The 25,259-nt window shown below is 31.4% G+C and carries 23 protein-coding genes; 13 read left to right on the top strand and 10 right to left on the bottom strand.

The genetic code is table 11. The annotated features are described in order from the left end of the window. Window positions 1-159: 159 nt before the first annotated feature. On the bottom strand, window positions 160-381 hold the full coding sequence (locus Q4Q35_RS15505; protein ID WP_303278916.1) for a hypothetical protein: 222 nt from the start codon (window positions 379-381) through the stop codon (window positions 160-162). A 344-nt stretch (window positions 382-725) separates the two neighbouring features. Here Q4Q35_RS15505 and Q4Q35_RS15500 point away from each other — a divergent pair, with 344 nt between their 5' ends. The 9 genes from Q4Q35_RS15500 to Q4Q35_RS15460 all read left to right on the top strand — a co-directional run bounded on the left by Q4Q35_RS15500 (window position 726) and on the right by Q4Q35_RS15460 (window position 12,500). Beyond that, entirely contained in the window at window positions 726-2,072 is a 1,347-nt protein-coding gene (locus tag Q4Q35_RS15500; RefSeq protein WP_303278915.1) for a coiled-coil domain-containing protein, read from the top strand. Window positions 2,073-2,361: 289 nt separating this feature from the next. Beyond that, window positions 2,362-3,423 (top strand): hypothetical protein, encoded by a 1,062-nt coding sequence (locus Q4Q35_RS15495; protein ID WP_303278914.1) that lies wholly within the window; start codon window positions 2,362-2,364, stop codon window positions 3,421-3,423. Further along, window positions 3,420-5,600 carry a M28 family peptidase gene (locus tag Q4Q35_RS15490; protein ID WP_303278913.1) on the top strand — a complete coding sequence of 727 codons (2,181 nt, stop codon included), beginning with the start codon at window positions 3,420-3,422 and terminating at the stop codon, window positions 5,598-5,600. The genes Q4Q35_RS15495 and Q4Q35_RS15490 overlap by 4 nt, the downstream gene beginning before the upstream one ends. A gap of 4 nt (window positions 5,601-5,604) precedes the next feature. After that, entirely contained in the window at window positions 5,605-7,569 is a 1,965-nt protein-coding gene (locus tag Q4Q35_RS15485; protein WP_303278912.1) for an AAA family ATPase, read from the top strand. After that, window positions 7,559-8,143 (top strand): GDP-mannose pyrophosphatase NudK, encoded by a 585-nt coding sequence (gene nudK / locus Q4Q35_RS15480; RefSeq protein WP_303278911.1) that lies wholly within the window; start codon window positions 7,559-7,561, stop codon window positions 8,141-8,143. The genes Q4Q35_RS15485 and nudK overlap by 11 nt, the downstream gene beginning before the upstream one ends. Before the next feature lie 11 nt (window positions 8,144-8,154). After that, window positions 8,155-8,592 carry an RDD family protein gene (locus Q4Q35_RS15475; RefSeq protein WP_303278910.1) on the top strand — a complete coding sequence of 146 codons (438 nt, stop codon included), beginning with the start codon at window positions 8,155-8,157 and terminating at the stop codon, window positions 8,590-8,592. A 61-nt stretch (window positions 8,593-8,653) separates the two neighbouring features. Next, window positions 8,654-9,889 (top strand): DUF6638 family protein, encoded by a 1,236-nt coding sequence (locus tag Q4Q35_RS15470; RefSeq protein ID WP_303278908.1) that lies wholly within the window; start codon window positions 8,654-8,656, stop codon window positions 9,887-9,889. A gap of 263 nt (window positions 9,890-10,152) precedes the next feature. Then, window positions 10,153-10,674, top strand: coding sequence for a stage II sporulation protein M (locus Q4Q35_RS15465; RefSeq protein ID WP_303278907.1), 522 nt, complete (start codon window positions 10,153-10,155; stop codon window positions 10,672-10,674). A gap of 134 nt (window positions 10,675-10,808) precedes the next feature. Further along, window positions 10,809-12,500, top strand: a complete 1,692-nt coding sequence (locus Q4Q35_RS15460; protein ID WP_303278906.1) for a hypothetical protein — start codon at window positions 10,809-10,811, stop codon at window positions 12,498-12,500. A 214-nt stretch (window positions 12,501-12,714) separates the two neighbouring features. Here the strand turns inward: Q4Q35_RS15460 and Q4Q35_RS15455 are convergent, their stop codons facing one another. The 3 genes from Q4Q35_RS15455 to Q4Q35_RS15440 form a co-directional block, all read right to left on the bottom strand. Then, complete coding sequence (locus Q4Q35_RS15455) at window positions 12,715-13,125, bottom strand: lipocalin-like domain-containing protein (protein ID WP_303278905.1); 411 nt, start codon at window positions 13,123-13,125, stop codon at window positions 12,715-12,717. A 209-nt stretch (window positions 13,126-13,334) separates the two neighbouring features. Next, the gene (locus Q4Q35_RS22425; RefSeq protein ID WP_367892752.1) at window positions 13,335-14,285 is read right to left on the bottom strand and encodes a bifunctional helix-turn-helix transcriptional regulator/GNAT family N-acetyltransferase; all 951 of its coding nucleotides are present in this window, start codon (window positions 14,283-14,285) and stop codon (window positions 13,335-13,337) included. 66 nt (window positions 14,286-14,351) lie between these two features. Further along, window positions 14,352-15,362 carry a formimidoylglutamase gene (locus Q4Q35_RS15440; protein WP_303278904.1) on the bottom strand — a complete coding sequence of 337 codons (1,011 nt, stop codon included), beginning with the start codon at window positions 15,360-15,362 and terminating at the stop codon, window positions 14,352-14,354. A 112-nt stretch (window positions 15,363-15,474) separates the two neighbouring features. Between Q4Q35_RS15440 and Q4Q35_RS15435 the strand changes: the two genes are divergently transcribed. Both Q4Q35_RS15435 and Q4Q35_RS15430 read left to right on the top strand, forming a co-directional pair. Next, a complete protein-coding gene (locus Q4Q35_RS15435; protein WP_303278903.1) occupies window positions 15,475-16,359 on the top strand; it encodes a DUF8428 domain-containing protein in 885 nt (294 codons plus the stop codon). 462 nt (window positions 16,360-16,821) lie between these two features. After that, window positions 16,822-17,397 carry a Crp/Fnr family transcriptional regulator gene (locus Q4Q35_RS15430; RefSeq protein WP_303278902.1) on the top strand — a complete coding sequence of 192 codons (576 nt, stop codon included), beginning with the start codon at window positions 16,822-16,824 and terminating at the stop codon, window positions 17,395-17,397. Window positions 17,398-17,544: 147 nt separating this feature from the next. Here Q4Q35_RS15430 and fumC read toward each other — a convergent pair whose 3' ends face one another. Beyond that, on the bottom strand, window positions 17,545-18,942 hold the full coding sequence (gene fumC / locus Q4Q35_RS15425; protein WP_303278901.1) for a class II fumarate hydratase: 1,398 nt from the start codon (window positions 18,940-18,942) through the stop codon (window positions 17,545-17,547). Window positions 18,943-19,129: 187 nt separating this feature from the next. Between fumC and Q4Q35_RS15420 the strand changes: the two genes are divergently transcribed. Both Q4Q35_RS15420 and Q4Q35_RS15415 read left to right on the top strand, forming a co-directional pair. Next, window positions 19,130-19,771 (top strand): peroxiredoxin, encoded by a 642-nt coding sequence (locus tag Q4Q35_RS15420; protein ID WP_303278900.1) that lies wholly within the window; start codon window positions 19,130-19,132, stop codon window positions 19,769-19,771. A gap of 123 nt (window positions 19,772-19,894) precedes the next feature. Next, window positions 19,895-20,068 (top strand): hypothetical protein, encoded by a 174-nt coding sequence (locus Q4Q35_RS15415; protein ID WP_303278899.1) that lies wholly within the window; start codon window positions 19,895-19,897, stop codon window positions 20,066-20,068. 83 nt (window positions 20,069-20,151) lie between these two features. Here Q4Q35_RS15415 and Q4Q35_RS15410 read toward each other — a convergent pair whose 3' ends face one another. The 5 genes from Q4Q35_RS15410 to prfB form a co-directional block, all read right to left on the bottom strand. After that, entirely contained in the window at window positions 20,152-22,623 is a 2,472-nt protein-coding gene (locus tag Q4Q35_RS15410; RefSeq protein WP_303278898.1) for a TonB-dependent receptor, read from the bottom strand. A 90-nt stretch (window positions 22,624-22,713) separates the two neighbouring features. Then, a complete protein-coding gene (locus Q4Q35_RS22420; protein WP_367892751.1) occupies window positions 22,714-23,055 on the bottom strand; it encodes an arsenate reductase family protein in 342 nt (113 codons plus the stop codon). A gap of 71 nt (window positions 23,056-23,126) precedes the next feature. Then, window positions 23,127-23,471, bottom strand: a complete 345-nt coding sequence (gene arsC / locus Q4Q35_RS15405; protein ID WP_303278897.1) for an arsenate reductase (glutaredoxin) — start codon at window positions 23,469-23,471, stop codon at window positions 23,127-23,129. Then, entirely contained in the window at window positions 23,471-24,088 is a 618-nt protein-coding gene (locus Q4Q35_RS15400) for an HAD family hydrolase (RefSeq protein ID WP_303278896.1), read from the bottom strand. The genes arsC and Q4Q35_RS15400 overlap by 1 nt, the downstream gene beginning before the upstream one ends. Next, window positions 24,085-25,195 (bottom strand): peptide chain release factor 2 gene (prfB, locus tag Q4Q35_RS15395; protein ID WP_303278895.1). Its coding sequence is split into 2 segments (ribosomal slippage): window positions 24,085-25,131 and window positions 25,133-25,195, totalling 1,110 coding nucleotides; the frame shifts between segments, so codons are not numbered across the junction. Before prfB ends, Q4Q35_RS15400 begins: the two co-directional genes overlap by 4 nt. Window positions 25,196-25,259 lie beyond the last annotated feature (64 nt).

The following is a 25,259-nucleotide window of genomic DNA, read 5'->3' as shown; positions in this document are numbered from 1 at the left end:
AATTGAACTTTTTGTTGTTGATCTAGCATAGGTAAAAGAATATTTTTACTCTTTTAAGATACAAAAAAAGGAGTAGAAAATCTTCGATTTCTACTCCTTTTCATTACTATTTAAGTCTTAATAGACTTTTTCAGTGGCCTCGCTGAAAAGCGGGCTTTTTTATTTATTATCATACATATGCCCCTCAGTAAAATCTGTATAATCCTGCTCATCTTCATCAGATATTTTTGTATCTATATTGTTTAATCTCTCATTCTCTTTTTTTAGTTTATGTGATTTTCTTACACCAAGAATCAATAAAACAGAAAAAAATATAACGACAATAATCAATATAGTAACAATGTCAGATTGACTTATTAAGAGCTTAGTTTTAAGTAACATAATTTTAGTCTATGGAGTTGGATTAATCTATAATCAAATATAATACAATTAATTAATTGTACAATTTAGTAAAAAAACACAACATAGAGAAAGAATATTCTTTCAATAAAATAATGTAACATTTTAAAAATATATAAGACTCATAATTAGTAGCAGGATTAATTTAAAAATCATTTTTAAAGTTTAATTTAAGAGTTCTATTTAATTGTTATTTCCTTGAACCTGTTTGTTGTTAGATAGGAAAAGAATGTAAAAAGTAAACAATTGTTTGCTTTCAAAATTGACTTTTTTTAACGAAATTGCTATTCTAATATATTTATAAAATTTAAAACCACTCTAACCTTATGTCCGACGATTTTGATTTATTGGAAACCAATTCTAACGAGAAAACAGAGAAAGTAGATGTTAACTGGGGAAAAGCCATCGACACTATGAAATCTAAATTATCTCAAGAAGATGACCCAGAAGTTCGACAAAAAATATTGAACGCCACTCTGGATGATGTAGTACATATGGCAGAAAAAGACAGGTCTACTCTTTTAGATGCTATAAAAGATTTAACCGATTATCAAGATGAAGTTGGTATTATTTTCGAAAAATTCTCTGCACTTAATGCAACTGAGCAAAAAGTAATTGATGATGCACAAAAAGCTTTAGAGCGTGCTAAAATCGAATTAGAAGATGCCGAAGCAAAACCAGATACTTGGTGGAATAACCTTTGGGGACGTAAGAGTAAAATTAAAAAAGCACAAGAAGAGCTTAAAACTGCCGAAAAAACACGTGCTGCTGCCGATAATAAAGCAAAGGCCATGTTTCAAGAGCGTATAGAGAGTGCAGATATCCAAACACTATTAAGTGAATTATCTTATAAATCTCAGGCAGCTGTAAGTAGATTAAAAAATCGTGAAGTAGAGATTAAAGAAGTAGAGGATAAGTTGCAAGATGCTATTGTGGAAGCAACTAAAAACCATACAAAAGCATTAGAAAAAAAGAAAGAAGTAGAAGCTAAGTTAGAAGAACGCTACGCACTACTAAAACAAGCACGTCAAGAACTTGAAGATATAGCAGACAAACAATCTGCCGATTATGCACAAGCCGTTGGTAAAGTAACAACCCTAGAACAAAAAGTAGAAGAATTAGAAGGGCTAAAAAATGCCTATACCACACTGGCAGCAAGTAAAGATAGTTTTGTACACAAACATAATTTAACCATTAAAGTGTTAACCTCGTTGCGTAGCAATTTACAAACGCATCGAGCAAAATTAAAAAGTGATACCGAAGAACGTTTAAAATATTACGATGGCTATGTAGTCGCTTTAAAAGCAAGAACCGATCAAGAGTTTGCAGCTATTTTAGAACATTTAGGTGTGAAAACCGATGAGCATATTGGAGAGACTCTGGCATCTATGCATACGGCAAGTGCCAAAGCACGTCAGGACATGATGGATAATATTCCAGTTCATGAAAAAGTTATGCAAGGCGTTTATAGTAGTTATGCTGAGGCTTTACAGGAAATTCGTGCCAAAGACAACGATATACAAAAGAATTTTGCAGAGCGTTATGGTATTGATATGAAAGAGATTTTTGAAGATTACTATAAAGTCGATCCCAATAAAGCTTCAGAAGGTGATGGTGGCGAACCGGAAGGACAACCAAAGCCAGAAGCCAGTGATGACGACTTACTTTCGTAACGTCATTGCGAGGAGGGACGACGTGGCAATCTCATCAAATAACTATGAGTTTTTATCTGATTAGAACTTTACTTTTTTGCAGTCGCTTTTTTTGAGAAAAACAAAAAAGAGTTTCAACAATGTCTCAATCCTTAAAGCAGAGTTTTCATAAAGGAATTTTTAAAGAAAATGAAACTTTTAGATACTCTAGAAACAGGTTTAGGCATTTCAAAGCAAGAGTTTGTAAACAGATTAAAAATTTGCGTGGAAAATTATGACTAATCGAATACTGTAACAGAACACTTAATTAATGTCCATAAATCATATAGTAACACCATTAGATTCTGCAGTTCTAGATTCCAAAGAACATTATGTTTTCTATCATAAAACAATCGATTTTGCATTTAAAGAACTTATAGTTGCAGTACAACAACAAAAACTTTGTACGAATCAAGAAGTCCGTTTGTTTAAGCAGTATTGCGACCTGTTGTTATATTCTATAGAAGCTATGCGCATTAAGTATATGTACGACGACGAAGATAATATGAAAGTCGATTTAACCTATTCTGGATTTCCGAACTATTTAGAATTTAGGTATTTGTTTAATGATCTGGAATTACGAGATGAATATTTAGAAAAGTTAACACCAACAACGACTTTAAAAGAGGAGTTTTTAGATACGCTAATGCGTAAAAAGGTGCCAATTAAAAAAAGTAGGCTATTTCAAGCAGCGTCAATAGTATATTATTCATCGGTAAAAAAACAATATATTTTTAATCGTTTTGTACAAGGAAAAATATTGAGTAGTTCAGAAAACTCAATAGGAGATTTGCTTACTAGTTGGAGTTTTTTCGATGTGTCCCTTAACCGACCATTTATATGTTTTATGTATTTTAATTATGATGGCTCACGTATTGACGATTATAAAGATGATATATACGAAGTTTTAAAAACTACAGCCGATAGGAAAATGAGTTTAGATACGATGGCATATACTATAGATAGAAAACTTCCAAAAGTATCACCAAAACAGATAAAGCGAATCGATTTAGGGCCTATGCATAATGTATTTACAAAAGACGAAAATGCCATTACACATGCTATATTAGAAGGAATAGGAAAGAAGGAAATCCCTTTAGAATCGTATGCGATTTCATTAAAAATAGACGAAGTAGTATCGGGAGGTGAATTTAAAGAAGGTGGATTTTTTACAAAACAGATATTGCAAAAATGGAATGATGTGTATAAGCAAAAATATGTATTTGCACCACATCGAATCATTCAATTACTATATAATAAAACCCCAGAACTTATGAATAAATTGGCAAAACCGCCTGTTGAAATAGTTGGAATGAAAATAGATAAACCATGAAAAAAGAAAAAAAAATAAGCTTAGTTTTTCTTTTTTTATGTCTATCCTTAGCCTTTTCTCAAGAAAACACTCCTGTTTTAAAAAGTTTAAGCTCGGATACAGGTTTAATTATAAGTGATTCTATTACTAAATTAATTATTCATAATAGCTCTGGCGATATAGCTCATGATTTGGTTCAGGAAATTTCATTAATTGATAGACAACAAAATACAGAAGGTTATAACAAATCTATAAACCTAATCGAAAAAAAAGCTAAAGAATTTGGTCTCGATGAGTTAAAAGTAGAATATTATAAATCAGATGGTGAAACTAGTTATTTTGGAGACGCTTCACAAATGACATGGAAGGTTAAAAAAGGAGAGTTGTTTGTAACTACACCTTACTACTATAAATTAACATCCTATAAAGAACTTCCAATGTCTTTAGTCGTTAATAGTTATTCAAAAGATACCATTGCAGATTTAGTGGATATTGGACAAGGCAAAGATTCAGATTACATAAACAAAGACATAAAAGGAAATATAGTATTAACATCTAAAAGCCCGTATACTGTTCTAAACAAAGCTGTTTGGGAAAAAGGAGCTATAGGTATTATTTCCTCATACACGACCCCATATTGGGATAAATCAAATAGGCAAGAAGGTGATTATCAAGATCAAGTAGGGTGGACTTATATGCCAACAGTTGAAAATAAGGAGAAACAATCTTTTGCTTTTATGATATCTAACCGCAGAGCAAATGAGTTAAAAAGTCAATTAAGCAGAGGAAAAGTTAGTCTACAGGTTAATGTTGACACAACACTTGAGCCTGATGAATTTGGTATTGTAAGTGGTATTATTAAAGGATCAAAATTCCCCGATGAAGAAATCATTATAACGTCTCATATAGATCATTATAAACCAGGAGCAAATGATAATGCATCTGGAAGTGCGGTTTCTTTGGAGATAATAAGGACTTTTAAAAAACTGATAGATGAAAATAAGATACAGCAACCTTTAAGAACGATACGTTTTTTGTGGTTACCAGAATTCACGGGTACTAAGGCTTGGTTTTCAAGACATTTAGAGGATAAAAATAAAAAGCTTCTTTTTAATATAAACTTAGATATGTTAGGTGCAAACTTAAAAAAGTCAAATTCTTTTTTTAATATAACATATACCCCAGATTGGAATCCATCATATATAAACGCATTTTCAGCATCTATATTAGATTTTGTAAACACTTTTAATAATAGTAAGTATCCAAAAAGAAAAGACTATCATATTATTTCTTTAACAGGTTCTCGAAATCATATTAATGCAGGTATTGAAAGGTATACACGAGGCTCTGATCATCAAATATTTAATGATTTTGGAATCCCAGGAATCGCCTATAGTACTTGGCCTGATAATTTTTACCATTCTAGTGAAGATACTCCAGATAAAGTTGATGCGACACAATTACACCGTGTTGTTTTTATAGGAATGGCAAATATCATTATGGCTGCATACGCAGATGAAGATAATTCAGTAGATATAATCAATCTCGTAGAAATGTATGGTAAAAAACGATTAGAAGAAGATAAGTTTGAAAGTAGAAAGTATTTGTTAAGCAGTAATGAAAATAAAAAAAAGACATTTTATTTTGCTTCACAAATTATAAACTATGCATACAAAAGAGAAATTGAAACACTAAAAACATGTTTACAGTTTTCTAATAATAGAAAAGTTAATAAAATAATTTCGCATAAAATTGAACAATATAATTTAGAAAAAAGTAGCGCATTAAAAGATTTAGCATCATTAGTAACTATAAATAATGATGGCGTAAATAAAAATTATAATTTATCAGAAAAAGAACTAAAAGCTAATAAAATAATACCCAATAAATTTTCTGATAAAAGACTAAACTCTTTTTATTCTACATATGGGCAAATAAAGGAAGATGAAGATAAATATGTCAAAATTCAAAGCGAAATTGAAAAATTACTTTCAGTTTTAAGAGAACGAGAAGTAGGAGAATTAAGAATTTATGAATTTGAAGATATCATTTTAAGTTATGCAAATGGAAAAAATACAATTATAGATATACAAAATGCTTTATTCGCAGCATATAAAATAATTGTGCCTACACAAACATTGCTAGATATATTTGATGTATTAAAGCATGCAGAAGTAATTTTCTATAATAATAAGTAATCAAATGGAACACAACTCAACATTCCCAATAAAACTTACCGAACTTGATATGCTTCGTGATGAAGCGTCTTCTTATTTAAAAAGTATACAATGGGAGCAAGGTCAGCGAGCAAAGAACAAAGATAAAGACGCTCAAGGTGAGTCTATTTTGTTATACCTGTCTCGTGCCAATAATGGTAGCAATGTAGCAGAGATTACCTCAGTATCAAAAACGATTTTAGCTTTAAAAAAACGCTTATTACCAGACTCAATTGCGATTCCTATTTATTTAAATCAAACACTCTATGCCGTACAAGAAGGTATAACATTGGGAATTTGGATTAAAGATAGTTATTATGATGCATCAGGTTTATCAAGCTTAAATGAGAATAAATCGGCACTAGATAGTAACGGCAAAAGAGAGTTTGAAAGTAAAATGCATACAGCTACAGCATTTATGCTTTTTAGTACAGCATATAAAATATTAAACGATTTAAAACCATATGCATCAGACGATTTAAGCGTGATGAAGCAGAAATTTGCAGGCATTCCCGAAGTGTCGCTTATGTCACCTTTAAAAGGTATTTCTTGTAGCTTATTTTATTATGATAAGTATATGGGACATCCAGATATCATAAAATCAGATAAAGATGTTATTGATTTCACAGTCGTTTATTTTGAAGCATTAATAGATGAGATTCAGTTACGCAAAAGTTCTTTAGAATATGTCGAAACAATTGAAGACAGAACTTATAAGTTAGAAAAATCTGAATTTGCCGTTTCTGGCTGGAGTAATGTGTTTCAAGGAACAGCACAAAGCATAGAATTCAATAAAATAAAGTTTGAACAAATTGTAGGAAATCGAGATGCTAAACATTTTGCTCGTCGTTTAACCGAACGTATGTTGAGTTACGATTTTACAGCAAAGAAGAACCCATTTCAGGAACTAGGCGGTTTTATGCCCGTATTTATGGGTTATGGTATTCCAGGAACAGGAAAGAGTATGCTTATAGCAGCCATTGCAACACGACTTAAAGAACATTGTGATGCTTTAGGTATTCCGTTTTTGTTTCACCCGATGCCAGATACACTAATAAGCACCTTTCAAGGTGGTTCGGCAGAAAAAATGGTGGAATGGATGAAACCATTACAAGACCCTTCAAAATTAATTTTTGCACCAATTGATGATGCCGAAAACAATTTACAAGAACGAACAGCACAAGGTGTTTCGGCAGGAGTAAAAGAGGTCATAGGTGTATTTTTGCGTTATACAGAAGGCGCTTATGCAGTAAATTATGGGAACAGTTCGATTGGACTGTTTACCAATCTACCCGAAATGTTAGATAAAGCAGTCATTTCCCGTGTACAAGGACGTTTCAAGATAGATGGGGCCAGAACAGAACATGACTTTTTAGATCAAGATCACTTATGGTGGCGTAAATTAGACGAAACCATGCCAGATTTTGTAAACATGCAAGGACCAGAAAATTATAATTATTTGCAAGATCAAGGTATAGCAAAAAACATGGGAGAAATTTTAAATATAACCGATAAACCAAATGAAGAACGTGTACATGATATTTACGATAGTGTAGAAAAACGGTTTAAAACGAATGAACATCTGTTTTATGCGAATTTGTATAAAGACATGCAAAAAGCATTTCCATTCTTTTCATCTCGAGATGTTAGGAATATACAAAGTGCTGTATCATTGCGTTTAACAGATTTCGATTTGGAAGAAGATTGGTTTGAAAACCCAGAGATTTATTTTAAACAAGATTATGAAACGAAGTTTAATATGCTTCAAGAATTGATGAGAGCTAATATGAAAGGGTTGGATTTTTCAGAAATCCGTCGTCAAGAAGTGGTTCGTTATTTAGATAATGTAGCAACCATTGCCGATACCGATTTTAAACGAAAAGTAGATGCCAGAGTAAACCAGTTAAATATAGAAACAGAAGCAAGAAACACTTTTGAAAATGGCAACTAATCGGGTTAAAAACATAATAAGTAAACTACTTTCAGATAATTATTATATACTCAAAAAACTAACTTTCGATTATTTAATGAAAGATGGTAGATGGGTTACACAAGCAAGAGAAGTTTACGATAGAGGAGATGGAGCAGGGATTCTACTTTATAACAAAGAAAAGCAAACCATTATCCTAACAAAACAGTTTAGGATGCCTACATATGTGAATGACAATGACGATGGTTTTTTAGTTGAAATTTGTGCCGGAATGCTCGATAAAGATAACCCGGAAGCCTGTATTATAAGAGAAACAGAGGAAGAAGTTGGTTATAGGATTAAAGAAGTACAAAAAGTATATGAAGCCTATTCGTCCCCCGGTGTGATGACAGAAAAGATGCATTTCTTTATTGGTGAATACACCGATGATATGAAAGTTAATGATGGTGGCGGATTAGATAGTGAACATGAAGATATTGACGTATTAGAGATGCCTTTTTCTGAAGCAGTTAATATGCTGAATACTGGAGAAATAGTAGATACAAGGACTATTGTTTTGTTACAGTATGCAATGATTCATAAGTTGTTGGAGTAAAAATGAAAAGTATGTTTGAGGAATTCGAAGAAGAAAATAAAATTGAAATAGCACAAAAACGCTATAGGGTTTTAGCATTTTTAATTGACTTTTTTGTTTTTTGGTTAATTGGTATGGTATTAGGAATGTTTTTTGGAACTCCAAATGAAGATGAACTTGGGTTTAGTTTAAATGGAATGCCAGCACTTGTATTGTTTTTATGCGGCTTTTTTTTATGGCCAATAAGTGAGGGCGTATTTGGACAAACACTGGGTAAAAGATTGATGAAAATAAAAGTTGTTTCTAACTCAAATGCGCAAATAAATATGGGACAAGCTTTAGTAAGATTCTTTTTTGGATTTATAGATTACATTTTCTTAATTGGATTGATAATTGCGTCTACCGATAAAAATAATAGGCGTATTGGAGATATGGTAGCTAATACTTTAGTTTGTAAAAAAAATAATTGATAAAAGTAAAGCTCAGAGAATCTCCATGTTTCTCTGCGAATCTCAGTGAAACAATAAAAAAATGCAAAAACTAAAAGAAGCCAATTTATATAGAAGCGAACTCATCCCAGTAAGCGGAAAGTTAGTGGAACGTTATAATAAATGTTTAGTAAAACTTGGATTTACAAAAACGAAGTTAAAAACGTTTCATATAGATGGTATAGGGTGGAGTCCGGAGATTGCAGAAGAAAAGAAAGCAATGCATTATCTAAATAATGGTGATGCCAATGCACATGGTATTATAATTTCTCCACTTCAAAAAGGAAAACCTGTCTATGTCCCATTTCATACATTCGATAGAGAAATAATGCAACATGTTTTTAAAACACATGGAGAAAAGATACATGATATTACCCGTGACTGTGCCATTTGCTTAGATTTTGATCAGGGAATAGATGCTTTTTACGAACCTTTAGATGTTTTAAAATACAAAACGGTTTTTATAAATTTCCATTTAATAAATAATTTAGTGGATGTTCAAAAAGAGCAACTAAAACTCATTGAAACCTTCAACAGCGATAATAATTTCATAGATGAGAAAATTCATGAACAACTATTAGTATCAGCTAAAACTTATGGCGATTTGCGTAATAGAGATTTAGAATTATATCAGTTACAATTCAACACCGATTCTTTTTATACCAAAGCATTTAATGGTGTTTATGTGTTACGCGATTTTATTACACCAATAATTGTTTTTGAAGATGAGGCCTGGCATAAAGAAGCCATTAAAGACACAAATTATGATGTGCTAATATATCATATCCATCAACCGGAATTAATGGATAAACTGCGGGATCATGTCATTATAGAATACGATTTAGAAACAGAAGTGAAAACAGAACGTTACGAACGTATTAAAAAGTTCGAAATAACTCAATATTTGGAAAAAACGCAACACCCAGTAAAAGATATTTTAGACAATCCTATTCTGTATAAAAGCTATCTTAATAAATTAGATATAGAATCACGTAAAAAGGTCATGAGTGTTGAACGCTATTTAGAAAAACTAGAAACAAGTAATCAATACAAAATAGCCGATATTGTAGATTTGAAGTTATTTGAAGCCCTACATAAACCACATTCCTCTTTAGAAGGAAGACACCAAGATTTAATTTGGAAACTATTGGTAAACATATCACCTAAAGATGTTTTATATTGGTATTGGTACGATAAAGAAGATTTTTATGCTAGTTTTAAGTCATGGGACGATTCGCTTAAAGAGTGGGTTATAGCTATTATTAGTAACAAAATTTGATAGTTTTAGACTAACTTTATATTATAGTAATTAATGCACTCCTTCCCTAAATAAGGGAAGAGCTTGTGCCGAACTTGATTCGGTATGGATTTAATTCTTTGAAGAATTAAAGACGGAAGGGTAAAATAACCACCTCGTCTTTTGATTTTTGAGAAATCAAAATCCACTCCTCCTTAAAAAAAGGAGGAGAACAACTAAAAAACGAACAAGTACGAGTAAGAAACTTCAAGCTTCAAACTTCGTACTTCAAACTAAATAACAACATGGGACTAGAATTAATAATTTTTATAGCAGCAATCTTTTTTGGCGCCTTTTTGTATTGGCGAGAATCTCATGGTAACGGTTTATATCGGTTTTTTAATAAAGTTTTTAATTCTAAAGAATTACAAATGAAACCAACCGATAAGAAAGGATTTGTATACAAACAAACGTTCTTGGTTCGGCTCATTTTTATCGGATTTATGTTTTTAATAGGTATTGTTATTGTCCGTTTTTTAATCCCAATAGATATAGCCACCATTTCAATATTTGCCTCTATGATTGTTGGTACATTAGCAGGAACGTATTTGGCTAATTTTGTGTTTAAATCTGGTGAAGTTATCGATGAAAAAAGTGATTCTTTAGAAGGTATGGTACACGATACCATTGAAAAAGGAAAAGACTTTATTGAAGATTTAAAAACTAAAGATACCGAAGAAATAGAAGATGTAGAGGAAATAAAAGAAAAACCAGAAGGAGAACAGAAAAGTGCTAGAGAACGATTAAAGGATAAAGGATTGTTGTAATTGTCATTCCTGCGTGGTCATTGAGTGAAGTCGAAGTGAAGGCAGGGGGCAATTTAAAAACATGATAGTTTAATAAGATTCCCGACTTACTGAAACTAGTTCAGCACAGGTCGCGGGAATGACAAAAAGATAATATGATTAAAAACTACTGGAACAGAGGAAAAAGACAAAAGATAAGAACAATTATTATTGCATTGATCTTACTCATTTTATTGTTTATTCTACGAGACGATTATCAACCCGCTTTATTATTTGTTAGAAAATTCATTTTCATCATTTTATTAAGTGCGATTGTTTTATTTTTTGGTTTGAGAAAATTCAGAAGCTCTGCAAGTACCGGAACCCGTTTGAGCATTCTGGGCTTATTGATTGTTTTCTTCGGAGTTTTATATTTAGTAGGCTGGCATTTTAAAATGTATGATTATATGAAAACTTACAATGTTTTTAATAGTCTAAATAGAGTTGAAATTAATGAATTGCCTTTAACACAAAACGAACGTATACAACCTTTAAGAAATGTGTTTTCTATGGCAAATGAAAGCGTTGGAGAAACGAAAGACGTTTCATTGCCACATTTAGTAAGAGTAGGAGATGAAAATAAATGGACCATGGCTATTCAGCCTACAGAAAAGTATGTATGGCAAGGTATGACTGATAATACTGAAGAAGTTTTTGCAGTGTCCAGTACCACACCATTTCCAAGATTTTCTAATGAGAATAGAATCCCTGTAACCTTTTCAATAGGGGAATCATTAAAGTTTAGTAGAAATACTTATAACGCCGTAGTACAACGTTTTAACTTTTTTCAATTATTTACGATGGAACCCAGTGATACCTATTACATGAAAAATGATACAGGGCAATGGGTAGAAGTTGTAAGTTTAATTAAATGGAAAGGATTTTTATTTCCCTATCCAACCTTTGGAGGTGTTATGGTTATTGAAAACGGTGAACATGATTTTAGTGATTATATCGAACGTATTTTAATAGGGAAAGGAACTTATATAAATCCTGATGAGATGAAAAACCACCCGTATCTCACAAAACAAAATACATTAGCAGAAAAAGTCTCCCGATTACAGGCAGAGTCTTTAAAGTTTTTGGGAGGGTTTAGTGATCCATTGCCATGGAACATGGAAACAGCAGTTAAGATTCCGGATTTACCAGACGACCAGAATCAGCAACCATTTGTAACCGATTTTGATTTTTCTGATACCGACTCTGATGCTTATAGCGGATTATATCATTGGTTTGGCTTAGAACCAGTAGGGGATACCCGTACCAGTTTAACCTTTAGCGTTTTTATACCAGCAGATGGTACCGATGCGGTTTATTATTACGACCATGCTTCAAAAAAACAAGGATATGCGGGCGTTTCTGCCATGCCTTTAAAGGTGATTGAATCTCGTAAAGAGTTTGATTGGTCGGTGAATAAGCCTGTTGAGTTTAGACCATATATAAAAGATTTAGCAGGTAGAAAACGTATGTTCTTTTTGGGGACTATATCTGCCATACGAGAAGGTTCCGATAATTTTGATGGATCGGCTACACCAGATTTAGCATTGATTGACAGCGAGTATAGAGACGTAGTTTGGATTGATGTGAAGCACCCAAGTCAATGGGACAAAACTGTTTATGACCAATTAAACGAGGCTTGGAGGGCTAGTGAAGGTATTGGGTATTATTTTGTTGAAGAGACTAAAGAAATAGACATTTCTGAAACTGTAAAAGATTCCATAAGTATTCTTCCTGTAGTTGATAAAAAAGCTGAAGAAATCGAAAGATTGCAGAAACAGATTGATTCGCTCAAGGCAGTTAGCAATTAATATTAAAAAGTTAGTCTCTAAATAGATTCACCTTCTTTATTCTCTTTTGAAATGGTTGATTTTCTATGGGAAAAATGGTCATGGATATGAAGCGGAATATTAAAAAACTGGTTACAACAATAAATAAAAAACAGTTAATTAGTTAGAGTATCGTAAAATAAAAAAGTCGTTTTTAACTTGTTTAAAAACGACTTTTTAGTATTATAAAATCAATTTATTCCTTTTTTGTAAAGGTTCCTATGTATACATAAGTATTGTTACTGTCTACTTCTACAGATTTTAAGACCATTGTAGTTGAATTAAGAGTAACAATTTCTAAAGGTAAATCATCACCTACTATAGTAATAATATTATTATCTATGCTATATGCATGGGTGTAGGTGTTTGATACTTCACATGGAGCACTTCCTGAATTATATTTTATAGATGTAGCTTGTGTTTCTGTGAAAGTATATGATAATTCGCATTCGGTTAATGTCTCAGCAACATCATTTTCGGAAAAAGCAGTCAATTCCCATGTTCCAATAATTAATTCAGAGTTACTTTTTACATCATCGTCGCTACTGCAAGAAAAAGTTAAGCAAACTGTGATAATAGCTAATAAAGAGGTTTTAAAAGTTTTCATTTTGTATTTGGGTTTTTTAATTTTTCGTAAAAAAAGACCAAATTTATTTTATAACAAACTAAAATTTACATTTTTGAATCGTTAGAATTAGGTTTTACCTTTTAACGGATTTTTTTGTTCTACATGGTAACATTTTCCTAAATATTTATAACCTTAAAGTCTCAACATTGTTATTTACTGTTACTTTTTTATGATCAAATACGTCATTATTAAAATACCAATTCCATTTTAATATCACTTCGTTTATAAGGCGTATCAGGTTCTAAAGGTTGTTCTATAAAACCATATTTTCTATAGATGTAAATAGCATTTTCTAAAGAAGTATTAGAGTAGAGAACTAGTTTTGGTAAACCCATTTCTTTAGCAAAATCAATACAGTGTTGCATGAGTTGTTGTCCAATTTTATGTCCACGATGCTTAGGAGAAACAGCCATTTTTGTTAATTCAAAAAGGCCATTATTACCTATAGGCATAAGCGCAACAGTTCCAACAATTTGTTCATTAATTTTTGCAAAAAATATGTGACCTCCTTTTTTTACAATATACTGTTCAGGTTTGCTTAAAACCTCTTCATCATAAGGCTCAACATAAAAATAACGTTTTAACCATTCTACATTCAACTCATAAAAATCCTTAGCATATTGTTTATCAAAAGAAATAATTTCAAGCTCACTCGTTATATTCATTTTAATATTATTTATTATTGTAGTACTGAAACTTTTAGTGTTAAGTTTATTTTCTAAACTGTTTAAATGTTCTATTAAAGAGGAAGAACTTTCTAAAGTATACTCTTTAATTATTTTATCGATACTTTTCCAGATAGGTTTTAACCTTTGTAATAAATTAGAACCTTTATCTGATAAGGAAATTATTTTTTTTCGTTTATCTAGTTTATCAGACTCATATATAATTAAGCCTTTGTCATTTAATTTATTAATAGCCTGTGTTATGGCAGGTTGCGTAAATTGTAGTGCGTTTTGAATTTCAGAATTTGTTACACCATTTTTATTAGCTATAATCTTAAACATAGGGAATAGGTAAGGGTCGAAATCTACATTAAAATGATTGTAAACTAATTGAGTTTCTTTCATCATATATTCACTCACTCTTTTTAACCTAGACCCTAAGCCTAACTCTCCGTAACCACGTAATGCATCCATAATATTATTATTTATATAAGTGCTTATGCAAATATATGTAATTAATTAAATTATCTGAAAATAAAATTATACTTTTATAAAATCTGTAATTAAATAGGTGATAAGTTTCCCAACCATAGTACGAGACTTTTTGTTTGGAGCCGCTTCACAAATATGCAAGTAACAAGCATTATCTTGTTTGGCGAAAAAATTTAAAAAACGTCTTGTTTTGTTAACACTAAAACCACTTGGAGTCATGGCACTACTTGGAATGTTTTCGATAGCATCACAATCTATTTCTATGCCAAATGGTGCTTCGGAAATATGGTTCAAAGCGCGTTTTAACTCTTCTTTAAATTCGAGTTCTTTTCTAATTTCTAACGATTCAAATGTATTGTACTTAATAGACTTTAATTTATTCAACGTTTTAAATAGTTTATCCGATGTATAGTTTTCATGCAGACCAAAAATAAAATAGTTTTTTAAAAAGCCTTCAGCATAGGCATAGCTAAATCCATTACCACTATGTCTTCCTTCTTCGGGTCTAAAATCGGAATGCGCATCAAAATTAATAACATTTATAGGATTGTTTAGTGCTAACGATGCACCCTTTATATTTCCATAAGCATTATTATGTCCGCCACCAATAATGATAGGTTTTTTACCAGCTAGAATTATTTGGTTTATAATAAATGACACTTGGCTATCAATTTTCGAAACTATTTTTCTGGCTTTTAAAAGATCTTTTTTATTAGAAATATCCAATTCTGATATATCCAATATTTCTGAAGTAAAGTCTAGATGCCCCAATATTAAAACTTTGTCAGCCATCGTATACTGGTTACTTTGGATGTTTAACAAAACTTTAAGGGTGGCTTCCCAAGCCTTTGAAGTTCCTGTTTTTCCATGATTAGCAAACACGCCAACATCTTCTGGCAAACCAATAATTACATAAACAACATCCAAATTTTTAAGTTGTTCGTATATATTGGAAATGCTGGTTAATATTTTAATATGTTGACCAAATTTGGATTCACCAAGGCGTTTGTTTATTAATTTATTTAGTGAAGAATTTTTAAATAAAACCAGGTTGTCCATTTAATAAATAAATTTTATTGAGTACTAAAAATACACCAATTATTTGTTTATTGCATTAAAAATTTTAACTAATAAAATTATAATAACACTAGACTTTTAAAAACAAGTAATTATGGAAAACGACAAAAGTATTAAGGGACTTAAGATAGCATTAGGGATCGCATTAGTTTTATTTTTAGGAACCGGATTTTATACAATGAATTTGTATAGAAGCAGTAATCAGGTGCAAAAAGATTTAACAGAAGAAAAGCAATTGGTTATGAACGATTTAAATGCTATGGCAAAACAATATGATGTTGCTATTAGTGAAAATGATGTAGCAAACAAAAACTTATCTGATGCAAGATCTCGTATCCAGGGTTTAATAGACTCATTAAAAATTTCTGAAACAAACGTTAGAAGTTTATGGAGGTATAAAAAGAAATACCAGTCTTTACAAAAAGAAATGGATGTATTGTTAGCACAAAATGATTCTTTAAGAGTTGAAAACTCATATTTAGCAACGTCTTTAGATAGTACTCGTGTGCGTTTAGAAGAACGTACAATATTTACAGACTCTTTATTAGTTCAAAATAATGCTTTAGCCGAAGTTGTTGAAAATGCAGCAGTATTAAATACGGTTGGTTTAAAAGGATTTGGGGTTATTGAAAGAACTTCTGGTAAATTAATACCAACAGAAAGAGCTTCTCGTACAGATAAAATTAGAGTATGTTTTACTGTTGCTAAGAATAGCTTAGTTCAAGCTGGAGACCAAGAATTGTACATACAGGTTATAGACCCAAAAAACAATACTTTAGGTTTAAATGAACAAGTTAATTTTAATCAAAAAGCATTAAGTTATAGTATTATAAGTAAGTTTAACTATGAGAATGCTAGCCTTAATATATGCGAATTTGTAGCATCGAAAGGAAAAAAGAACTTTGAAAAAGGACGTTACATTGTAAATGTTTTTAACGAAAAAGATTTAGTATCTAGCTCAGAATTTACATTAGAGTAAATTATTATTAACACTTAAGCAAGAAGAAGCTTCACTAGAAATAGTGAGGCTTTTTTGTTTTTATTAAAGAACTCTATATGATGTTGTGACTAGATAACTTTAAATAATTCTTATTTTAATACATTATAAATTAGAGGTTGTTAAAAAAAATGATCAAAAAAAACACTAATTTTGTTAAAGTTTCAAATCTGCAAAAGGAAATAATCAAGGGGGATTTTCAAGAAAACATGCATTTAATGAATAATTTGATCTGAGTTGTCTAAATGATAGTGAAGGATGTATATAAATATATTATTTGCAAATTGATAGATAAGTGAATTAATAAATGGTACAAAAGTAAAAGGTGCTATTTTAGAATGTACTCAAATAATATTGGATAGCACAACAAATTAATTTGAGCCTGTTTTCTACGGTTACAAAACACACTCCTAAACAATTTTTATATAGTTAAAATTATAGTAAATGAATCCATATGCCATTTTTGTAAATTCATTTTTAAATGTTTCAGAAGAAACTTTTAATAAGCTTGCAAATATATCAACGTATAAAAAATTTGAGAAAGGCTTTCAAATAGATAGTTCTGGTGAGGTTCCTGGGAAAATTTATCTGCTCACATCTGGGATTGTACGTGCTTACCTTAGTTCTGAAGAAGGAAAAGAATTTAATAAGAGTTTTTTTATGGCTTATAGTTTTGTTGGATCGCTTACAGCCTTAATAAAAAAACAACCTTCAAAATTGACTTACGAAACACTTACTGAGTGTAAAGTGTATGAATTAAGTTTTGATGAAATCACAAAACTTTGTCGTGAAGATATTACTATTAGTAACTTATATAATAAAATATTAGAGTCCATTTTTATTAAATATGAAGAGCGACAATTGGAATTTATTTCTATGAATGCGACGGAGCGATATTTAAAATTGAGAAGGAGAATACCTGAAGTAGATGATTTAATTCCACAATATCATATAGCATCATATTTAAGTATAACTCCAGTACAATTAAGTAGAATTAGAAAAAAAATAGGAAGGAATTAACATTTGTTAATTTTTACTTATATGTTTAATTATATATTTGGTCAGATTTCCTTTTATTGTATATATAAAGGATTGATAATTAACTAACCAACCAAAAAAAAACAGGTAAATATAATTTTACCTGTTTTTTTATATAATAGTAATGATTTATTTTAAGCTCCCAACCATGTCTTCTGGTTTAACCCAATCATCATAATCTTGAGCAGTAACATAGCCTAAATTGATAGCTTCTTCTTTTAAAGTTGTGCCATTTTTATGTGCCGTATTAGCAATTTCTGCAGCTTTATAATACCCAATTTTGGTATTTAGTGCTGTAACAAGCATTAAAGAATTGTTTAGCAATGTTTTTATAACATCGTGGTTAGGTTGAATACCTATGGCACAATTTACATCAAAGCTAATACATGCATCTCCTAAAAGTTGTGCAGACTGTAATACGTTAGCCGCCATTACTGGTTTAAAAACATTTAATTCGTAATGGCCTTGCATACCACCAACCGAAACAGCAACGTCGTTACCCATAACTTGTGCGCAAACCATAGTTAAAGCCTCGCATTGTGTTGGATTAACTTTTCCGGGCATGATAGAGCTTCCTGGTTCGTTGGCCGGAATAATAATTTCTCCTATACCAGAACGAGGACCAGAAGCCATCATTCTAACATCATTAGCAATTTTATTTAAAGAAACGGCCAATTGTTTTAAAGAACCATGAGTCTCTACCAAAGCATCATGAGCAGCTAAAGCTTCAAATTTATTTGGCGCTGTTACAAATGGTAAATTTGTAAACTCTGCGATATATTCAGCAACAAGCTTACTGTAACCTTTTGGTGTGTTTAGTCCGGTTCCAACTGCAGTACCACCTAGTGCTAATTCGCTTAAATGTGGCAAAGTGTTTTCCAGAGCTTTAATGCCATGATCTAATTGTGCTACATATCCTGAAAGTTCTTGCCCCAGCGTAAGTGGCGTGGCATCCATTAAATGTGTACGTCCAATTTTTACAACGGCTTTAAAATCTTCAGATTTATTTTTTAAAGTATTTCGTAATTGTTTAATACCGGGAATCGTAGTTTCTACAATTTTTTTATATGCGGCTATATGCATACCGGTAGGGAAGGTGTCGTTAGAAGATTGTGATTTATTCACATCATCATTAGGTTGAATGGTTTTATCGCCTTCACCAATTACTTTTCCGGCTATTTGATGTGCTCTGTTGGCAATAACTTCATTTACATTCATATTGCTTTGAGTTCCCGAACCTGTTTGCCAAATAACCAACGGAAATTGGTCGTCATGCTTACCTTCTAAAATCTCATCACATACTGTAGCAATTAAATCGCGTTTTTCAATTGGTAATACTCCCAATTCACAATTGGTATATGCCGCTGCTTTTTTTAAATATGCAAAACCATAAACTATTTCTAATGGCATGGATGCAGATGGGCCAATTTTAAAGTTATTTCTAGAACGTTCGGTTTGTGCTCCCCAAAGTTTATCGGCAGGTACTTTTACCTCGCCCATGGTATCTTTTTCTATTCTAAAACTCATCGTTGTAATAATTAAATTTGAGCTGCTAAGTTAGTTGTTTTCAATTGTATTTTATTATGATAACTATCAGTTTTTAAAAGATTTTTTTAACACTTATATAACGAGATAAAAGAAAAAACCATATTAAAATTTGGTATCTTAGCTAGATTAATATTAAACTGAATATAACTATTAAAATTTTATAATTATGGCAACAATTAGATTAGGTGACGAAGCTCCAAACTTTACTGCACAATCTACCGAAGGAAATATAAATTTTCATGATTGGTTGGGGGATAGCTGGGGGATTTTATTTTCGCATCCGGCAGATTATACACCTGTTTGTACTACTGAATTAGGAACTGTAGCAAAATATAAAGCAGAATTTGATAAGCGTAATGTAAAGGTAGTGGCACTTAGTGTTGATGGCATTGATTCGCATAACGGATGGATTAACGACATTAATGAAACGCAGAATACTACAGTTAATTTTCCTATAATTGCAGATGAAGACCGAAAAGTTTCCGAGTTGTACGATATGATTCATCCTAATGCAGATAGCAAACTAACAGTGAGATCTGTTTTTGTAATAGGTGCTGATAAAAAAGTAAAACTTACTATTACATATCCGGCATCTACAGGAAGAAATTTTGATGAACTATTGCGTGTTATCGATTCGTTACAACTAACGGCATATCATAAAGTAGCAACACCAGCAAACTGGAACAATGGTGATGATTGTGTGGTAGTGCCTGCAGTAGCAACCGAAGATATTCCGGCAATATTCCCTAAAGGGTTTAAAGAAGTTAAGCCTTATTTAAGAATGACACCACAACCTAATTTAAACTAGGAGGAGCAAATATTCTTGGGACAAGTCCAAGAAGTAGTTTTACTAATAAATTTTAATTTGATATTGTATAACAATTAGCTTTACGCTATCTTTGCAAAAGATTTTTAAAAGACACTTACAATTATGTTTGATTTTGATCAATATTTAGGATTTTTAGCATTTTTAACCATTTTAACAATAGGATTTTGGTTAATGATTTTTTTATTAACTTTTGTAATTCCTTATTGGATTGGAGGTTCTTTAATTGAAAGAATTAAAGAAATAAGAGCAGAAAAGAAAGCTAAACGTCAAGCTTAAACATAATATTAAATTATAAAAAAAAGGAAACTAATTATTTTAGTTTCCTTTTTTTGTTTTAAGTATTATCTATCCTGCTGATATTATCCTTCAAAACCGAAGTCTTCGTCACCTCCATTATTGCCTCTTCGGCCTTCATTCTCTCGTGTTTTCTTTTGATTAAACCTATGTGTATAAGAGATATTAAAACTACGTTCTCTTCTTTGAAACTCACCATAGCTATTAAACGAATCTGTAAATGATTCTACGATACGTTTTCTGCTATTAAATAAATCATTTATAGAAAAAGCCAGCGATGCCTTGCTCTTAAATAAGTCTTTGCTAAAAGCAAGATTTGATGAGAACATACCTTTACGTAAATTTTGAGCATCTTCTGTTGGTCCCATATAAAATAAGCGTGTTTGCCAATCTATATCTCCTGGTAATGTATATTTATTATTTAACCTAACAAACCAGCTTAAATTATCTGCGTCGTAAATAACATCATTATGACTGCCTCTGGTTTTAGAATCAAATAAATTGAAATTACCGTTTAAGTTCCATTTTTTATTTGGCCTGTAAGTAAGTGTGAACTCGAATCCCAACCTATCGTTAGTTGCCAAGTTTATAGGTGTTCTTCTAATAACAGGTACTTCGGTTCCATTAACTATTGCAAAATCCCCAGTAGCTTCTGTTATAAATGTAAATACATCGGTAGAACGGCTAAAGTAAATTGATGAGTTTAATGTTAATTTTTCAAGACTATTTAAATAACCTAAATCTACTGTATTAGAAAAACTAGGATCTATATCTGGGTTTCCTTGAAATAAGTTGGTTGCACTACTTCTAGAAGGAAATGGGTTGATATAACGAGAACGTGGGCGGCTAATTCTTCTATTGTATCCTAGTATAAAACTTTGATCTTCAGAAACTTCATAAGCTAAGTTTACTGTAGGGAAAAATTCGACATAATTTTTACGATCAAAATCACCACTGGTAATTTGATTAATAGTAATGCGCGTAGATTCCATTCTTAGTCCTAAAAGGAATGAGAATTTGTTAGCTATCTTACTCCCAAATTGGCTATAAGCAGCATTAACATATTCTCTATATATAAGATTATTACTAGCATTAGTATCTAAAACAAAAGCATCATTTTCATTAAATTTTAAGGTGTAATCTGTATTTAATTCGTTAAATGTTCCTCTATAACCTGCTTCAAATTGAGCATTTTCTCCAATAGGGAGCGTATAATCTGTTTGTAAAAGAATTTCATTTTGTTCTTCTAGAGTTCTAACTTGTTCAGCATCATCACCATCTTGAGTTATTATGGCATTTTCATCTTCTGTACTGGTTTCATATTGAAAATCGAACGTTAATCTATGTTCACTATTTCCATTAAATTGTTTGTCGAAATTTATGGAGTACTGAATCGTTTTGTCATCTTCTAATTCGGGCTCTAAACGAATAGACTCACTTAATAGACTACCATCAATATCAAGTTCTGTAATTGTATTGCTAGTATTGGAGGTGTTATCGCTATTTCTATGCACAAAAGAGGCCGTTAATGAAGCTGTATCATTTATATACCATTCTAAACCAAAGTTTGTTGTAAGGCTTTTTCTTTGTCTGTCGAATATTCGCTTTTCATTAATAAATGTATCCGGATCATTAACATCAACTAATAAATCTTCATCAAAATATTCATTAAAATATTGTGTTTCTGTTAAAGCATTTCCAGGAGATTCTCTATAGCTATATCCTGTAGTATTAAAAAAATTAAAGTCTCCGGTTCTATAATTAATATTACCAGAAACTCCTGCAGAAGTTGGGTACCCTGCATTAGTAGTTATAGCGCCATTTAAGCCTTGTAATTTGCTTCTGCGTAATATAATGTTTAAGATTCCTGCAGTACCTTCTGCATCATAGCGTGCCGAAGGAGATGTAATAATTTCTATTTTTTCTATAGCTTCGGCAGGAAGTTGTTGTAGTGCATCTGTAGAATTTAAACCGACCAAGCCAGAAGGCTTTCCATTGATTAAAATACGAACGTTATCGTTGCCCCTCAAGGCTACATTACCTTCAACATCTACAGAAACTGATGGCACATTATCTAATACATCACTTACGGTACCACCTCTAACGGTTAAATCTTTTCCAATGTTATAGATTTTCTTATCAAGTTTTAATTCTACTGTAGTACGTTCGGCTATAATCTCTACTTCTGCTAATGATTCTGTGTCTATTTCTAATAAGTATGTTCCTATGTTTTCTGAAGTACTTAATTTTTTGTTTGGTATTGTGATTGTTTTAAATGAAATATATTCAATTGAAATATCATAGATACCACTTAATACATCAATACTAAAATTTCCATTGATGTCTGTAATACCTCCGGTAACTATTTTGTTTTGTCTTTTATTGAAGAGCGCAATTGTAGCATACTCTAGCGGTTCTTTGGTTTCTTTGTCTATAACTTTTCCTGTAATATTTACTTCTTTTGATTCAGGCCTTTGGGCTGATAAAATATTTGTAAATAAGCTAATAGTTATAGATAAAAATATGGTTTGCCTCATGAGATTGGTTTAGGTACTTTGACGGCAAATTTATACCATGGTTTAACGCGCTTTGGTTAAACTTATGTTAAAAACAAAATGTATTTTATGCTATAGAATGTCGAGAATGACTTCGGGAGGTCTTCCTATTATCGCTTTATTGCCGTTTATAATTATGGGGTTTTTTAACAGACTTGGATATTGCAGAATAATTTTAATTAGCTCTTCGTCCGTAAAGTCTAGATTTCTTAGTAAAGTCTTCCAAATAATCTGACTGGTTTTTATAATATCTATAGGTCTATAATTAAGTAATTTTAAAATTTCTTTTAGTTTTTCCTCTGATAACGCTAGACCTTCATACCTTATGTCATGTTGTCCATTAAATTTTGTTTCAAGTAATTTGATACATTTTCCCGCTATTCTACACTTAGGTTTGTGATAAATTATAATCATATCTATAAAATAAATAAGTAAAATAATTAATCTCTTAAGTAGATAATACGATTTAAACCTTACATAAAAGTTTATTTAATAATGTTTAAAATTAATTCTGGTGGTCTTCCTATCACTGCTTTTTTGCCATTTATAACTATAGGACGTTCTATAAGCTTTGGGTTTTTAACCATAGCATCAATAACTTCCTGATCTGTTAAAGTTTTATCTTTAAAATCACTTTTCCAAATGGGTTCATTTTTTCTAACTAAATCGATGGGTTTGATTCCTAAAAGCGCAATGATGTCTTTTAGAGCTTTTGCAGAAAGATTATCTTCTAGATATTTAACTACTTCGAAAGGTTTTCCGGAGTTTTCAAGAATTTCCAATCCGCAACGTGATTTACTACAGCGGTTATTATGGTATATTTTAATCATTACAAATGAATATTATAGTGTTTTAATTGTTGGATAAGTTGCTCGGGAGATTTAAATTGAATACCGTTTATTCCCAGTTCTTTAGCAACCTCTATGTTTCTTAAGTTATCATCAATAAAAATTGAGTTTTCGGCTATTATATTGTATCGATTTAGGGTAAGGTCATAAATTTCTTTAAATGGTTTTCTGGTTTTTTCTTCACCAGAAACAATAATACCGTCAAACCATTGTAAAAAATCAAAGCGATCTAAAGCAATAGGAAATGTTTCTGCACTCCAATTGGTTAAAGCAACCACTTTATAAGCATCAGATTTAATAAATTTGTCTAGAATTTTTACTGTTCCTTCAATAGCATCTCCTAACATTTCTACCCATCTGCCATAAAACATTCTAATGAGTTTTTCATGTTCTGGAAAAAGAGCTACACGCTCTTCGGTAGCTTTAGCCATAGGGTAGCCAGCATCTTGATTTTCGTTCCAATCACTGGTGCAAATGTTATCGAAAAACCATTGCATCTTTTTTCTATCTCCGTTAAATTCGTCTAAAAAAACGTATTCAGGTTGCCAATCTATTAAAACTCCACCGAGGTCGAAAATTATAGTGTCTATTTTATTCATAATTGATTATCGTCTTCTACTTTTTGCCCCATCATCATTAAATATGATTTTAAAAAGGCGTCAATATTTCCATCCATAACAGCATCTACATTACCAGTTTCGTAAGCTGTTCTCACATCTTTTACTAGTTTATAAGGATGCATTACGTAATTACGAATTTGACTTCCCCATTCAATTTTCATTTTGCCAGCTTCAATATCGTCACGTTGTGCCAGTTGTTTTTGTAATTCAATTTCATATAATTGAGACTTAAGCATTTGCATAGCACGTGCTCTGTTGTCGTGTTGCGAACGGGTTTCGGAACATGAAATTTGAATACCTGTTGGTTTATGAGTTAACTGTACTTTAGTTTCAACTTTGTTAACATTTTGTCCGCCGGCACCACTTGATCGTGCTGTTGTAATTTCTATATCTGCAGGGTTGATCTCAATTTCTATAGTATCATCTACTAGTGGATATACATAAACGGAGGCAAAGCTTGTATGGCGTTTGGCATTACTGTCAAAAGGAGAAATTCTAACTAAACGATGTACACCGTTTTCTCCCTTTAACCAACCAAATGAAAAATCACCTTCAATTTCTAAAGTAACTGTTTTTATTCCGGCGACATCGCCTTCTTGAAAGTTAAGTTCTTTTACTTTAAAACCATTTTTTTCGGCATACATTAAATACATACGCATTAACATACTGGCCCAATCACAACTCTCTGTACCTCCAGCTCCAGCAGTAATTTGTAACACAGCACTTAAGCTGTCTCCTTCTTCAGATAACATGTTTTTAAATTCAATGTTTTCTAGTAAATCGGAAACTTTAATGTATAGTTTTTCTATTTCTTCTGCGGTAGCTTCTCCTTCTTTATAAAATTCGTAAAGAATATCTAAATCTTCAATAAATGTTTTTATGGTATTATAGTCTTCAACCCATTTTTTCTTTACTCGAAGCGATTTCATAATCGCTTCTGCCGTTTTTGAATCATTCCAGAAATTAGGGTCGAACGTTTGTTCTTCTTCGTTTTGTATTTCTATAAGTTTGGCGTCTACGTCAAAGATAGTGCCTTAGTTTGTCAAGGCGGGAATTAAGATCTTTTATTTGATCGGAAGTTATCATAGTTATTCTATTTTTAACAAAAATAGGATTTGAAATACCTATTTAAAAATAAATTCAGTTTTAT

Origin of the sequence: Flavivirga aquimarina, from assembly GCF_030540835.1 — a bacterium.
Classification (GTDB): domain Bacteria; phylum Bacteroidota; class Bacteroidia; order Flavobacteriales; family Flavobacteriaceae; genus Flavivirga; species Flavivirga aquimarina.
The sequence above is the reverse complement of the archived record's forward strand: the minus strand, read 5'-3'. Positions and strand labels throughout refer to the sequence as shown.